This is a genomic window from Paraburkholderia fungorum (assembly GCF_046026025.1).
In the GTDB taxonomy this organism is placed as follows: Bacteria; Pseudomonadota; Gammaproteobacteria; order Burkholderiales; family Burkholderiaceae; genus Paraburkholderia; species Paraburkholderia fungorum_E.
Genome location: NZ_JAQQFL010000028.1, coordinates 46,656 through 60,128, shown reverse-complemented (window position 1 = coordinate 60,128; position 13,473 = coordinate 46,656). Strand labels below are relative to the sequence as shown.

General features: G+C 63.5%; 13 protein-coding genes. 7 read left to right on the top strand and 6 right to left on the bottom strand.

Features of this window, described 5'->3' with window-relative positions:
• Positions 1 to 4: 4 nt before the first annotated feature.
• Positions 5 to 562, bottom strand: coding sequence for a hypothetical protein (locus PQR67_RS26665; RefSeq protein ID WP_408465745.1), 558 nt, complete (start codon positions 560 to 562; stop codon positions 5 to 7).
• 277 nt (positions 563 to 839) lie between these two features.
• On the opposite strand from PQR67_RS26665, the gene PQR67_RS26660 reads away from it, so the two are divergent.
• From PQR67_RS26660 to PQR67_RS26635, 6 genes are all read left to right on the top strand, one after another.
• Complete coding sequence (locus PQR67_RS26660) at positions 840 to 1,259, top strand: hypothetical protein (protein WP_408465743.1); 420 nt, start codon at positions 840 to 842, stop codon at positions 1,257 to 1,259.
• A gap of 141 nt (positions 1,260 to 1,400) precedes the next feature.
• Positions 1,401 to 1,595, top strand: coding sequence for a hypothetical protein (locus PQR67_RS26655; protein ID WP_408465741.1), 195 nt, complete (start codon positions 1,401 to 1,403; stop codon positions 1,593 to 1,595).
• A 27-nt stretch (positions 1,596 to 1,622) separates the two neighbouring features.
• Positions 1,623 to 3,737: a phosphocholine-specific phospholipase C gene (locus PQR67_RS26650; protein WP_408465739.1), complete on the top strand. Its 2,115-nt coding sequence runs from the start codon at positions 1,623 to 1,625 to the stop codon at positions 3,735 to 3,737.
• A gap of 142 nt (positions 3,738 to 3,879) precedes the next feature.
• Positions 3,880 to 4,104, top strand: coding sequence for a hypothetical protein (locus tag PQR67_RS26645; protein ID WP_408465737.1), 225 nt, complete (start codon positions 3,880 to 3,882; stop codon positions 4,102 to 4,104).
• A 148-nt stretch (positions 4,105 to 4,252) separates the two neighbouring features.
• Positions 4,253 to 5,125 carry a class A beta-lactamase gene (bla, locus tag PQR67_RS26640; RefSeq protein ID WP_408465735.1) on the top strand — a complete coding sequence of 291 codons (873 nt, stop codon included), beginning with the start codon at positions 4,253 to 4,255 and terminating at the stop codon, positions 5,123 to 5,125.
• Positions 5,125 to 6,252 (top strand): acyltransferase family protein, encoded by a 1,128-nt coding sequence (locus tag PQR67_RS26635; RefSeq protein ID WP_408465871.1) that lies wholly within the window; start codon positions 5,125 to 5,127, stop codon positions 6,250 to 6,252. The genes bla and PQR67_RS26635 overlap by 1 nt, the downstream gene beginning before the upstream one ends.
• Before the next feature lie 71 nt (positions 6,253 to 6,323).
• Here PQR67_RS26635 and PQR67_RS26630 read toward each other — a convergent pair whose 3' ends face one another.
• From PQR67_RS26630 to PQR67_RS26615, 4 genes are read right to left on the bottom strand one after another with little or no spacing between them, the layout of a single operon-like run.
• Positions 6,324 to 7,019 (bottom strand): DUF2894 domain-containing protein, encoded by a 696-nt coding sequence (locus PQR67_RS26630; protein ID WP_408465733.1) that lies wholly within the window; start codon positions 7,017 to 7,019, stop codon positions 6,324 to 6,326.
• The gene (locus PQR67_RS26625) at positions 7,012 to 7,659 is read right to left on the bottom strand and encodes an OmpA family protein (protein WP_408465731.1); all 648 of its coding nucleotides are present in this window, start codon (positions 7,657 to 7,659) and stop codon (positions 7,012 to 7,014) included. The genes PQR67_RS26630 and PQR67_RS26625 overlap by 8 nt, the downstream gene beginning before the upstream one ends.
• Positions 7,656 to 10,010, bottom strand: a complete 2,355-nt coding sequence (locus PQR67_RS26620) for a DUF802 domain-containing protein (protein WP_408465729.1) — start codon at positions 10,008 to 10,010, stop codon at positions 7,656 to 7,658. Before PQR67_RS26620 ends, PQR67_RS26625 begins: the two co-directional genes overlap by 4 nt.
• 10 nt (positions 10,011 to 10,020) lie before the next feature.
• A complete protein-coding gene (locus PQR67_RS26615; protein WP_408465727.1) occupies positions 10,021 to 10,803 on the bottom strand; it encodes a DUF3348 domain-containing protein in 783 nt (260 codons plus the stop codon).
• 345 nt (positions 10,804 to 11,148) lie between these two features.
• On the opposite strand from PQR67_RS26615, the gene PQR67_RS26610 reads away from it, so the two are divergent.
• On the top strand, positions 11,149 to 12,840 hold the full coding sequence (locus PQR67_RS26610) for a purple acid phosphatase family protein (RefSeq protein WP_408465725.1): 1,692 nt from the start codon (positions 11,149 to 11,151) through the stop codon (positions 12,838 to 12,840).
• A gap of 8 nt (positions 12,841 to 12,848) precedes the next feature.
• Here PQR67_RS26610 and PQR67_RS26605 read toward each other — a convergent pair whose 3' ends face one another.
• Positions 12,849 to 13,454: a ParB-like protein gene (locus PQR67_RS26605; protein WP_408465723.1), complete on the bottom strand. Its 606-nt coding sequence runs from the start codon at positions 13,452 to 13,454 to the stop codon at positions 12,849 to 12,851.
• Between the last annotated feature and the right edge of the window lie 19 nt (positions 13,455 to 13,473).

Here is a 13,473-nt window from a genome sequence, read left to right as displayed (position 1 = left end):
AGGATTACTGGATGGCTTGCATGAACGCGGGATCCGCGTAGAGCGATGCGAGCAGTTTCTGGATGATGAGCGGATACTCCTGCGTCGCCCGCGGAATCGCGATCGCGGCGGCGAATGACGAGTCCCATTGCGTCGTCGCGGTTTTCACGCTGTCGTAGCGCACTTCTTCGCCGCGCTTGACGATGAAGCGAGCGGCGATCGTGCCGGTGGCCGTGCCGATGTTGGCATCGACGTTATTCTTCAGCAGCACGCCGCTCAACTCGACCTTGGCGTCCGGTGACAGCGCACGGGCGATAGTCAGCTCCTGCTGTAAGGCACCCGAAAGATATTGAGCGAACGAATCGCCAACGGGCGAGGTCATGCGGTTCGCGCGCAGTTGCACGGACGAATGATCGCCATCGGCTTTATCGTTGCTGAAGGTGCCGAGACGCGTTGCCAGAGGCGATGCGTTCTTGAGCGTCTGGATGTTGTCGACGGAGGCCGAATAGGGCGGCGCGACAACCGAGCACGCGGCGAGCGTGGCAATCGGGATGACGGTGAGAATCCTTCGCAAAGCAAACATAGGCTTCTAATGCCTCTTTGGTTGTGGTCTGAATGAGGTGGCCACCTGCCTCGACGCTTATGTAAAGGCGGGTTCACGTGTTATCGGCAAGTCCGGAGAAAAATTAACGGAAGGCTTATTCTCTTTTTGTTTCGAAAGCTAAACGTAATTTAGTTGTACAGCGGGCATTGGCGAGTTGATTCAGAATTAACCGGTTTATGACCGGCCATTGCACGGCGGCCAATAGCGCCGGTTTATCTTCACCAGCACACGCTCATGACGCGATACCGAGGTCGACATGGAACTCACATGGCAATTCCAGTTAAGGATTACCGTCTCGCCCAAACTTGCCGGCGATCTGCGCGCAAGCCCACAGGGCGTTTCGCATGCGCCGCTTCATGATGTGCTACGCCGGCACAACGCAACCTTGAAGTGTCAGTTCGACGCTTTCGCCGACTACGTGAGCGAAGCGGAAAAACAGGGAACGGAAAAATATCCGCTTTATCAGTGGACCCGGCAGACCATCGAGAACCCGGAGAAGAAAGCAAAGTACTTGCAGTCGTTCACGCTTTACGTAAATGGCGACGAGATATACGGCAAGGAAATCACCGACGTGATGGAAGCCGAATTGCAGTCACTGGTCAGTGACGATGGTATTCAAAGCGTTGCCAGGTTCGATACCAATCCAGCGAATAACCCGCAGCCTCCCAGGCGCTAGCCGTTATCCGCCGTCCGCCTGTTTTTCACCACGACACTCGCACGTAATAAACGGTAATTACCGTCTCGGCACCGCTTGCGCTTAAGCGCGGCGCTCGCCGACGCACGATCGCGTCCGTCATTCATTTTCACGGAGACATTCATGCCGACTTCGGCATTCCGGCTTCTTGCGCTCGTCGGCGCTATTGCAGTGACTGCGCTCTTTGGCGGGTGCGGCGACGGTGTGTCGTCGCCTGCGCCGGTGCCCGCTGCAGCCGCTAAGGCCGCATGTGGCAACGCCACTGTCGCCAATGCGCGCATGAGTTGCCCGCCGGGTTTCGTCCCACCCGCCTCCTGAGCTCGGAATTCAAACTAGGTTCATCGCATGGTCACCAAAACGCGTCGAGATTTTCTGAAGCTGTCCGCCGGATTGGCGGGCGCGACAGCCGCCAGCACCCTGTTTCCCGAATCGATTCGCAAAGCGCTCGCAATCGAGCCGGCCTCGGTGACGGGGACGATTCAGGATGTGCAGCACATTGTTGTCTTCATGCAGGAGAACCGCTCGTTCGATCACTATCTCGGTCACCTGAGCGGCGTGCGCGGTTATAACGACCGCTTTCCCGTGACGCTACCGAACGGCCAGCCGGTGTGGTTCCAGCCGCGTCAGGAGGATCAGACGAAAGTGATCGCGCCGTTCCGCTACGACACGACCAATCCGAACGTCAACGCGCAATGTATCGGCGGTCTACCGCACACATGGGCCACCACGCACGGTGCGATCGACAGCGGCCGCGCCGACAAGTGGGCTGTGCAGAAGAGCAATATGACGATGGGCTATCACGAGCGTGCGGACATTCCGTTCCACTACGCGCTCGCGGATGCCTTCACCGTATGCGACAACTACTTCTGTTCGATCCCGGGCAACACGCACCCGAACCGCATGTATCTGATGACGGGGATGGTCGACCCGCTCGCTACCGGTGGCGGCCCGCTACTCGACAACACCGATTTCATCGACAACCAGTTCGACGCGATCAAGCTGCAGCCCTTCAACTGGACCACGTATCCCGAGCGGCTCGAGACGGCCGGCATCTCGTGGCAGATCTACCAGCAGGGCACCGGCTTCGACAATTTCAGCGGCAACTACGGCACGAATATGCTGGCCTCGTTCCAGAATTTCGTGAATGCACCGGCTGGTTCGTCGCTGCAGAACCGCGGCATGAGTACGCGTACGCTGACGCAGTTGAAGTCCGACGTACAGGCCAATGCTTTGCCGCAAGTGTCGTGGCTGCTGCCGCCTGCCGCGTATTCGGAGCATCCGAAGTTCACGCCGCTCTACGGCGCCAATTACATCTCGACGATTCTCGATGCGCTGACGTCGAATCCCGATGTGTGGAGCAAGACGGTCCTGTTCATCATGTACGACGAGAACGACGGTTTCTTCGACCACGTGGTGCCGCCGCAAGCGCCTACCTTGCCGGGCTCGGGTATGAGTACGGTGGACATCTCGCTTGAGCGGCATAACGTCGTGACCGCGACGCAAGCCAGTACCTATACCGCCGACAACCTGCCGTACGGTCTCGGCCCGCGCGTGCCGATGACCGTGGTGTCGCCATGGTCGAAGGGCGGCTTCGTCTGCTCGCAGGTATTCGATCACACGTCGGTGCTGCAATTCATCGAGAAGCGTTTCGGCGTGATGGAAACCAATATCTCGCCGTGGCGCCGGGCGATTTGCGGCGACCTGACTTCGGCGCTCGACTTTTCGAAGTCCGACGCCAGCGTGCCGTCGCTGCCGAGTACGCAAACCTATGTTGCACAGGCCGATTTGCAATGCGCGCGTACCACGGCGCAAGCCGCGCCGGCCAGTACCGCGCAGCAACTGGTAACGGCGCAGGAGCCCGGTACGCGGCCCGCGCGTGCGTTGCCGTACGAGTTGCATGTGAACGGGCAGGTGCAGTCGCAAGGCTATGCGCTGACGTTGGCGAACACCGGCACGCAGGGCGCGCACTTCTGGGTGTACACGGGTGACCCGACCGCGATGCCGCGTCGCTATACCGTGGAGGCTGGCAAGCAATTAACCGATACGTGGGCATTCGACGCGAACGGTAATTACATGGTGAACGTCTACGGGCCGAACGGTTACTTCCGGCGCTTCGCGGGGTCGTCCGTAGCGGATGCTGCCGCGAGGCCAGATGTCGTGACCTGTTACGACGTGGCCAACGGCAACGTCTATGTCACGCTGTCCAACGCGGGAAGCACGCCGCTCACGGTCACCGCGGCCGACGTCGCCTATGGCCAGGCGCCGCGCACGGTGACGGTGCCCGCAGGCAAGAGTGTGGAGGCGCATTGGGACCTGTCGTGCAGCAGCCAGTGGTATGACTTTCAATTGACCGTCGCGGGCAATGCGGGCTGGTTGCGGCGCATTGCGGGTCATGTCGAGACGGGCCAAGTCAGCATTACCGATCCGGCGGCAACCGCACCGGTAACGAACGCGATTTAAGCGTATACGTCAGCGATTTTTTGGCGATTTCTTTCATTGTCATTTCGGATCGGCGCCAACTGACAAAGTCAATTTTACATTTGGCGACAAGGCGTCGAGTTCGTGAGAGGATGGCATTTCACTTTTTCTCGCGGAGGGCGAAATGGGACTCTTGGACGAAGTAGGCAAGATCGCTGGCGCAGTAGCAGCCGTTGAGGCAGCAGAAAAAGTCGATCCGGATGCAGGTCTGCTAACGAAAGGTGTTGCAGCGGTAGCGGGCTTTGAAGGTGCCGGCGCATTGGAAGGATTGGTCGAGAAGAAAGAAGGCGAGAAGCAGGACGACGCCGCCAATGCTCAACCCACCGACGATACGAATCCTCAGACGTAATTGTGTACGATGAACGGGCCAGTCCTTCGCAGGACTGGCCCGTTTTTTTATGGTGAGCCGGATCGTTACCGGTAAGCGCGAAAGCCAGACAAAGCTGAAGTGTTGCGTTTCGAAGAAGAAACTAGAACTCGAATAAAAGGACGACTCAGTGACCATTTCCGCAACCCGCAGGAGCTTGACGCTCGGATTGCCCCTCCTTCTGAGTCTCGGCGCTACATCCGCACGCGCCGCAAATGCAGACTCGCTGGCCGATGTCGAACGACGCCATGGCGGACGCCTCGGCGTGTTCGCGATCGATACCGGTTCGGGCCGAACTTTGGCTCATCGTGCTGACGAGCGCTTTCTGATGTGCAGCACCTTCAAGGGCTTGCTCGCCGCGCAGGTGCTGGCCCGCGTGGATGCCGGCAAGGACGATATGGGCCGCCTTGTGCGATACACCGAAAAGGACCTGATCTTTACGTCGCCGGTGACGAAGGCGCATGTTGCTGAAGGCGCGATGTCGGTCGGCGCGTTGTGCCAGGCGATCGTCGAAGTGAGCGACAACACGGCGGCCGTGCTGTTGATGCGAGGCGCCGGTGGTCCTGCCGGTCTGACTCAATTTGTTCGCGGTCTCGGCGATACGGTGACGCGCTCCGACCGCTACGAACCCGAATCGAACCGGTACAGCGGCGTGCTCGATACCACGACGCCGCGATCGATCACGAAGCTGGCGAGCCAGATTCTCCTGGGGAACGTTCTTGGCGCACAGTCCCGTGCGCAACTGGAAAAGTGGATGATCGCCTGCACGCCGGGTCTGAACCGGCTCCGCGCGGCGTTGCCGCCGGACTGGATAGCGGGCGACAGACCCGGAACAAGCGTGGAAGAAGAAACCAACGACTATGCCATCGTGCGTCCACCGGGACGTGCTCCGCTGCTGATCGCGGCCTACTACGATGCGCCGGCACTCGGTATGCCCGCCCGGGAGGCTGTCTTGCGAGAAGTCGGCGCGGTATTCGTGAAGTGGACGGCGGATCGGACATGATGAGCGTTGGCCGACGCAACCCGCGGATCGACGCGATCCGTGGCGTCTCGATTCTTCTCGTCCTGTTTCATCACTTCAACATTGCGTACCGTCTGAACGACACGTTTCTGGCGCAGGCATTCGGCTGGGATGCGGTGCGCGCGGTCGCTCGAAACGGCAACTACGGGGTGACGATGTTCTTCGTCATCTCGGGCTATCTGATTACGTCGAACGCCGATCGTCGTTGGGCCGGTCTGAGCGGCATCGATGCGCGGGCATTCTATCGATTGCGGATTGCGCGCATCGTCCCGTGTCTGTTGCTGCTGCTCGGCACGGTCAACCTGTTCGCGCTGGCGGGTGTGGCTATGTTCCAGAATCACGCGCCGGCCGGTACGGCGGTCTCTTTCTGGCTCGTCAATCTGGCCTCGCTGACCTTCTGGATGAATGTGCTCGTCGGCATGCATGGGTGGGTCAATTACCCATTGGGTGTGCTGTGGTCTTTGTCGGTGGAGGAGGTGTTTTACCTGTTCTTCCCGATCCTCTGTCTCGTCCTGCGGCGCGAGTCGCGCCTGCTTGTTTTCTGGGCCGCGATCATCGTGATCGGCCCGCTTTATCGCTTGGCCCACCAGGGTGACGACGGCGGCTTTCTCTATGCCTATTTCGCTTCGTTCGACGGCATCGCAATCGGCTGCTGTACGGCCTTGCTCGCGAAACGGATAGCGTTGCGCGGTCGCGCGGCCACCTTCCTGCAAGGCGTGGTGGTGGCGGCCATGGTGTGCCTGTATCTGGTTGGACCCATTGCAGAAACCAATGTCCTCGGTGTGACCGGGATGGCCCTGGGAACGGCTGTGTTGCTGCTGGGGGCGTCCGGTCAGGCGGCTACGGCCACGGCTGCCGTTGGCGGTGTCCGGGTCCTGCGGGGCTTCTTCGAGTGGTTCGGACAGCTCAGCTATGAGCTTTACCTCTTCCACCTCATCGTGCTCGGTGTCATGCGGACACTTTGGCCGCCGCACGATGTGGCTGGCGATGTAAAGCTGCTGATACTGGTGGGATTTCTCGTGCTGTCGGCGGGGTTGAGCGCCGGTATCGCCCGAGTTTTTGCCGAGCCGTTGAACCGCGGGATCAGAGCCTGGCGCACGGCTGCGTAGGCCCGCCTGGCGCAGCCGGTCGTTCGTCAACTAGCAGACGGACCCGGGACCAGGGGGCACCCGTTCTCGCGCTATCGGGGTTTGCTCCGCGCACCCTTTTTCGCGGTCGTGGCGCGCGGCGCGTCTTTAGCCGGCAATGCGCTGCCGCCGTTCATCTGCTCCATCCACGATAGGGCGTCGACGTAAGCCAGGAACTGCTGGAGATAGCCCGGCGACAGCTCGCGCATCAGCGAGAGCGAACGATGCACCAGGCTGCTCGAGTTGAGCGGACCGGCGTTGTCCGGCGCTTTCCTGAGTGATTGCCGCAACTGTTTCTCGGACCGGACCTTGGACCAGGTCTGCCGGAAATAGTCGAGCACCTCCAGTTCCGGATAAGCGGCGTGCCGGGGCGCGGCATGAGCCGCTGCGGGGCCGTTTCCGTCTGCCGGCGCATGGCTCGCCATGTAGCCGACCAGTGCGGCCAGCGTGTCGTGAGCGGGTTCGGTGGATGCCGCGGCGCTGCCCGTGTCAGTACCGGTCCCCGGCGCTTTGGATGCGGCGCGTTCGAGATCCGCGGCATAGACCTCGATCAGTCCGGATAGCCGCGCGTCCAGCAGACGCCGCGCCTCGCCGCCATGGGCGGCTGCGCGCCGATCCAGCGCCTCGATGAAATGAAAACGGATGGGGTCCAGGCGATCGGCGCCGTGCTCGCGCCACGCGTCGAGCGTTGCCCGGGCGCTGCCTGTCACACCGTCAGCGCCACTGTCCGCACGAGTCGTACTACTCACGGGGCTTCACCGTTGCGCTCGAAGGCCGTGGGACTGGTGCGATTTCCACGCGCCGGTTCTTGGCCCGGCCCTGGTCGTCGGCATTCGAGCTGACGGGCTGCTGCGAGCCGAACGCGGCTGCAAATACGGACGAGGAGGGCACGCCTTCGTCGATCAGCGCACGGGTCACCGTCAATGCGCGCTGGGCCGACAGCTCCCAGTTGTCGGCAAAGCGGCGGTTCGCCTCCCGCACCTGCCGGTCGTCGGTAAAACCGCTCACCATCAGGATCTGGTCATTGGCCCGCAAGTAGGCGGACAGCGGTCCCGCCAGGCTCTTCAGAACGTCGCGGCCTTCAGGCTGCAACTGATCGGAGTTCAGCGCGAACAACACGCTGCCGTTGATGCCGATGCGCCCGTTCACCAGCGTCACCCGGCCCGCCGCCAGCGGTCCCGCCAGCGCCTGCTCCAGCGTCTTGCGGCGCTGCGTTTCCATCTGCCGCTGCTTGACCTCCTGCTCCAGCCGGGTCGAGAGTTCCAGTTGCACGCCGATGACGCTCACCAGGATCAGCACGAAGGCGCCCAGCAGCACCGACATCAGGTCGCCGAAGACCGGCCAGATGGGCGCCGACGTCTCCATGCCGCCGTCGATTTCCTCGCTCATGCCGCTTCAGCTCCAAGCGCCGCCCGCTTGCCCGCGAGATGCTGCAAGTCTTCGACAATCTGCTTCTGCGACATCATGCTCAGGTCGATCACTTCTCGCGCCTGGGCCACGTAATAGGCCAACTGCTCGTCACTGCGCGCGAGAGACTTGTCCAGCGCCGCTTCGATCCGCTGCAGATGCGCGACCAGCGTGCTGTTCGATTCGCCGAACAACTGCACGGCCGTACCGAATGCTTCGCCGAGGCTCGCCACTTCGACGGCGCTGCCGGTGACCTGCGCGGCAATCGTGCCCAGCTTCCCGGTCTCGAGTTCGACCTTGTCGGTGAAACGGGTGCCCACACGATCCAGCAGATCCGCCGACGTGGTGATCAGCGCGTCGACGGCCGAGCGCTGCTCGGTGGACGCATGGTTCACGGCATCGAGCAGGGTTTCCAGGGTGGCCAGCAGGCGGCTGCGCTCGTCCAGCATCGCGGTATCGCGGACCATGCTGTCGGAGAGCTTCTGACGCAATTCGGCGACGACTTCCGCCGCGGCCCTCGGGGCTTCCGATGCGGCTTGCACGAGTTGGCCGATCTCGGCGATCGTGCTGCTCGCGTGCGCCTGTGTCTGGGCCGAGATGTCGCGCGCGGTTTGCTCCAGCGTGCTGCAGATCTCCTGCTGCCGGCTCGCGGTGCGCGCGCCGACCTGCTCCCACTCCTCGCTCAAGGTCGTGGCCATGGAGCCGAGTGTCTCGGTCCAGGCGGCCAGTCGCTGCTGGTCGCGCGCGGCGAGTTCCGCCTGCAAGTCCGCCGCGGCCTTGGGGGCTTGCGCCGCCGCTTGCACGAGCCGGTCGATCTCGGCGATGGTGCTGCTCGCGTGCGCCTGTGTCTGGGCCGAGATGTCGCGTGCGGTCTGTGCGAGTACGTCGCAGATTTCCTGCTGCCGGCTCGCGGTACGCGTACCGGCCTGCTCCCATTGCTGGCTCAACGAGGTGGCGATCGAACCGAGCGTCTCGGTCCAGGTCGCCAAACGGTGCTGATCGCGCGCGGCCAGTTCCGTCTGCAAGTCCGTATGCGATTGGCCCACCGTGCGCAGCAGCGATGCCGAGTGCTGCTCGAAGGTGGCTGCGGCTGCCGCCAGCGCTTGCTGGTTGTGGTCGGCCAGCTTCCCGCTGACCTGTTCCTGGCGCGACAGCGCTTCGTTCCAAGCCGCCGTCACGCTGCCGGCCGTTGCGTCGAGACGTGCGGAGACGCCCTCCAGCAGGCCGGCCGAACGTTGCTCGAAGGTCTGAGTGAATCGATCCAGCGACGCGCCCAGATGCTGGGTGAGCGCCTCGCCCGATTGCTGCTGTCTTTCCAGGGCTTTGTTCCAGATGGCCGAGACGCTGACGGTGGTGGCCTCGAAGCCGCTCGAGAGTCCGTCCAACTGCCGCTGCACGGCGTGCGTGACGGTGTCGTGCAACGCGGCGCTCTCGCGCGCGAGACCGGCCATCGTGGCCGCCATGACCGGCTGCAGCGCCGCACTGGCGGCGCGGGTGCTCTCGGCGACGCTCTCCTTCAACGACTGCTCCACGGAGGCGGCAAGGCGCGTGTAGGCACCCTCGGCTTTGTCGTGGAAGGTGTTCTGGCTGGCGATCTGCCGCTCGTTCATCGTGAGGCTCTGCTGCTCGATGGCCGTCATCATCGCCTGCAGACGATCGACGAGGGTCGGCATCACCTCGGCCTGCTGCTGCAGGAGCTTGAAGCTTGCTTCACGCTGATGGGCCTGCGAGTAGATGCGCAAGGTCGACGCGATTTTCACGTCGAGCATTTGCGCGGCATGGATCCGCTCGCGGCGGCTCAGCGCCGACAGCAGCCCCAGCATCGCGGAAGTGGCCACGCCCGCAATCGAGGTGCCGAACGCGAAGCCCAGCCCCTTGACGGGCGCGGCGAGCGAATCGCGGATCGCTTGCAGGTCCGTTGCGCTTTCCAGCGCGATGCCGGTGCCGCGCAGGGTCGCGACCATGCCGAGGAGCGTGCCGAGCATGCCCAGCAAGACGAGCAGGCCGACCAGATACGGCGTCAGCGCCGGGCCTGGCATAGCTACCCGCTCACCCTCGACGCGCAGGCGCACCGCATTGCGCAGGCTGGGATGAAGCGGATCGAGCCACGTGCCGAGGCTTTGCGGCGGCGCGGACAGGCCCGCGACCGCGTGCGTCAACGTGGACGTGGCCTGGCCATAGCGCCGCAGTTCGAGCGCGCCCGCCAGATAACAAACACCGATCAGCAGCGTGACAGCGAGCGCCAGGGCGTTCGAGCCGAGGTAGCCGCCACCGATCCAGCACACGGCGGCCAGACCGACCAGGAAAACAACGAGATTGAGATATCTGGACATAGTGTCCCAGTTAGCGGGTGCGAAGGGCTGCGAGCAACCCGTCGACCGGTTGTAAACGAACATCCAGTTCGGCCAGCAACACGCTCTGCATATCCTTGCGGAACGTGTCCAGCCAGGCGCCGGGCATGACGGCCGAGACGGGTGGGGCCGCCGTGGTTGCAGTGGCTGCCTCGTCGTCCTTCGAGGCTTCGGCGTCGGCCAGCGTCTGTTGCTCCGCCTCGCGCAAGCGCTCGAAATGCCCCGCGAGCAAGCCAGGCACGGCGGCCAGCAAATTCCGCTCGCGCTCGCTGAGCGCGCGCTCCATCACGGCGTCTACCACCGCCAGCTTCGCCATGGCAGGCGTTCTGGTGGCCAGCATGGCCCGCAGGCGGCCGCGCAGGTTGCCGACACCCGTTTCCATCGCCTGCTGCATCGAGAGGTAGCGCTGACGAAACACCTTGTAGTCGACCGGCGCATCCACGGGGGCGCTTTGGGCGAGCGCTTGCGCCGCGGGCCCGCGCCGCCTCGCGGCGGCAAACACGCTGTCGCCGACGATGGCATTCGCCAACGACGCGCGCACGCGGGCGCACTCGCTCTCTTCAGCCTCGTTGAAGGCGCGAGCGCCGGCGCCGACGGCCGGCGGATTGTTGTTCAGCGCCGAGGACAACGCGATCGCGTCGGTCCAGCCGAGCCACTGGCTCAGCCGGTCCGAGAGCGATTGGCTGGATTCGGGAACGTCGACGTCCGTCAGGCGAGCAAGTAATCGAATGAGCGCCGGGCCGCTGAAAGCTGTGCGCTGGGGGACTTGCACCATACCACCAGAGTCAAAAAAGTCAGCAGTTTACACGCCGACGGGGGGAGGGATGCAGCCCCTTAATGAATCGGGGGGCCGGGCGCGGTATTTCAGCGTGTCCGGCAGGCCGCTCGCGATGCCTGAATCTGGGGTGCTGTGGCGGTTTTTCTGCGCGACGTGGACGGCTTTTGCCGCCTTGTCCCGGCCGGCCATTTCATCTGCCTGTCATAGCTTCGCGACTAGGATGCGCTGTCACTTCCGTCGCGCCCTGGTCCGGCACGGCACGCGCGGCCTGCATCGCAGCGCGCGCCCCGCTGTCCGCCGTTCGCGTGGGCGACCTTCCACCCCCATACAACAACACTCGACATGACAAACAAGAAAATCGTCAAAGACTTGCCGACCGATCAGGGCGCCAGCATCGTCTCGCGCCGTGGGTTTCTGAAGTTGGCGGGCGCATCCAGTTTTGCGACGGCCGCGGGCACGCTCGCGTTGACGGCGCGCGCCGCCAACGGCGCTCCCGACGGCACGCCGGAACAGATCCATCTGACCTGGGGCAATGATCCGACGAGCGAGGTGACCGTGTCGTGGTCGTCGCCGGCGCCGGCGGTCAACCCGCGGGTGCGCTTAAGTGGCGCGGGCGAGGCAGGGCAGACGGCCCACGGCGTCCAAAGCACTTACACCGACGGCATCAACGGTGAGGTCGTGTTCACCTATCACGCCCGTCTGCATGGCCTGAAGCCCGCTACGAGCTACCAGTACGAGGTGAGCGCCGACAACGACAGCAACGCGGCCCAGCCCTTTACGGCAAGCTTTCGCACTGCGCCGCGGGGCCGCGCGCCGTTCCGCTGGACGAGCTACGGCGATCTCGCGACGCCGAATACCGGCTGGGTCCTGTCGTCGCCGCAGAGCCGTTTCGCGGTTCAGGCCGTCGAGCGATTTGAGCCGCTGTTCCACCTGCTCAACGGCGACCTCTGCTACGCCAACCTGAACCCGATGCATCAGCCGGACGTGTGGCGCGATTTCGGCAACAACTGCCAGACCTCGGCGTCGAACCGGCCGTGGATGCCCTGTCCGGGCAACCACGAGCTCGAATTCAACAATGGCGAACAAGGTCTCGCCTCGTATCTCTCGCGTTACACGCTGCCCGAGAATCACACGCGCTTTCAGGGGCGCTGGTACAGCTTCCGCGTGAGCTCGGTGCTGTTCATTTCGCTCGATGCCGACGACGTGGTCTATCAGGACGCGGCTGCCTTCGTGGCCGGCCCGAACCCGCTGGTGCCGGTGGCGAGCACCGGCAATCCGCCCATTCAGCCGGGCACGTCGCTCTATGTGCGTGGCTATAGCGAGGGCGAGCAAACGCGCTGGCTCGAGAGGACCTTGCGCCGGGCGGCGGAAGGTCATGAGGTCGACTGGATCGTCGTGCAGATGCATCAGGACGCGCTGAGTTCGTCGAAGACCGGCAACGGCTCCGACAAGGGCATCCGCGAGGCGTGGCTGCCGCTGTTCGACCGCTACGGCGTCGACCTGGTGCTGTGCGGGCATGACCATGATTACGAGCGCAGCTATCCCGTGCGCGGCTGCAATCACAACAAGGGCACCGACATCGCCACGGGGCGCGTGGTCGATACGTTGCAACCGCGGCCGGTGATGTCGGCGGTGTCGGCGGGGGCGTCGACGTTCGATACGAGCCACGGCACGATTCACCTGATTCTCGGCGGCGGCGGCACGAGTGCGCCGCTCGACGTGTACGGGGTCGACGCCGGTACCGGCTTGCCACAGGCGCGCATTTTCACGCGGCCCAATCGTCCGGTCGCCGGCACAGCCGCGGGGACATTCGTGCGTGCCGGAGCGGACGCTGCTGAAGACGCAATCTGGTCGGCACAGCGGGATACCGGCACGGGCTACGGCATCGCGGTGTTCGACCATGACCCGGGGCAGCCGGGCGGCGAGACCACGATCACGATGAACTACTATCACGCGCCGGGCGCCGACCAGACCCCCACGCAAAACTATGAGCTGTTTGAAACGATCGAGTTGAAGAAAAAGCGGCGTGGGTAAGCTCGCCGCTATTTCACGCGCCGCGATTTGAAACCGGGCAGCGTTCGGGCGTCGGGACTCCACGCAAGGTGGACAGACTGCTCGACCGCTGCCCTGAATTGCGACTCGCTCGTCCACATTGGAACGCGGGTGCGGTAAAACTCCGCCCACTGGAATTCGGCGAAGGGTTCGGGCGTTTTCAGGTAGCCGCCCGCGTCGCGCACGAATGCGGCGAGGCTGCGATAGGGATCGTCGGTGAGCTCGGAGACTTCATCGGGAATCGCGGAAATGGCTCGCAGGACGCCGCGCTCGTCGTAGGGATGCACCCAGCGTTTTTCGATCACGGTGTCCCAGAACTTGGTGTCCGGCAACTGTGACAGGTCCGCCACCACGGCGGCGAACGCTTTCTTGATGCCGCCGTCCCACAGCGCACGCGCGAGATGGTGATGGTCGATGACGAAGTGCCGGTCGCGCTTGCCGATGACGGTTGGAATCGGCGCGCTTTTCAAAAAGTCTTTCAAAGACTTTGCATCCATGGCCAGAAGGCGCTTTCGTTTTGCATCGACTTCCAGCATGCCTACCGTTGCCTGCAGCGGACGCAATTGTTCAATGTCGATGCTCGTTATGCTTGCCATAGGGTGACCCTCCGTGTCT

Coding starts and splice junctions, on each gene's coding strand:
- PQR67_RS26665 (WP_408465745.1), bottom strand. CDS start 562: ATGTTTGCTTTGCGAAGGATTCTCACCGTCATCCCGATTGCCACGCTC.
- PQR67_RS26660 (WP_408465743.1), top strand. CDS start 840: ATGGAACTCACATGGCAATTCCAGTTAAGGATTACCGTCTCGCCCAAA.
- PQR67_RS26655 (WP_408465741.1), top strand. CDS start 1,401: ATGCCGACTTCGGCATTCCGGCTTCTTGCGCTCGTCGGCGCTATTGCA.
- PQR67_RS26650 (WP_408465739.1), top strand. CDS start 1,623: ATGGTCACCAAAACGCGTCGAGATTTTCTGAAGCTGTCCGCCGGATTG.
- PQR67_RS26645 (WP_408465737.1), top strand. CDS start 3,880: ATGGGACTCTTGGACGAAGTAGGCAAGATCGCTGGCGCAGTAGCAGCC.
- PQR67_RS26635 (WP_408465871.1), top strand. CDS start 5,125: ATGAGCGTTGGCCGACGCAACCCGCGGATCGACGCGATCCGTGGCGTC.
- PQR67_RS26625 (WP_408465731.1), bottom strand. CDS start 7,659: ATGAGCGAGGAAATCGACGGCGGCATGGAGACGTCGGCGCCCATCTGG.
- PQR67_RS26620 (WP_408465729.1), bottom strand. CDS start 10,010: ATGTCCAGATATCTCAATCTCGTTGTTTTCCTGGTCGGTCTGGCCGCC.
- PQR67_RS26615 (WP_408465727.1), bottom strand. CDS start 10,803: ATGGTGCAAGTCCCCCAGCGCACAGCTTTCAGCGGCCCGGCGCTCATT.
- PQR67_RS26610 (WP_408465725.1), top strand. CDS start 11,149: ATGACAAACAAGAAAATCGTCAAAGACTTGCCGACCGATCAGGGCGCC.
- PQR67_RS26605 (WP_408465723.1), bottom strand. CDS start 13,454: ATGGCAAGCATAACGAGCATCGACATTGAACAATTGCGTCCGCTGCAG.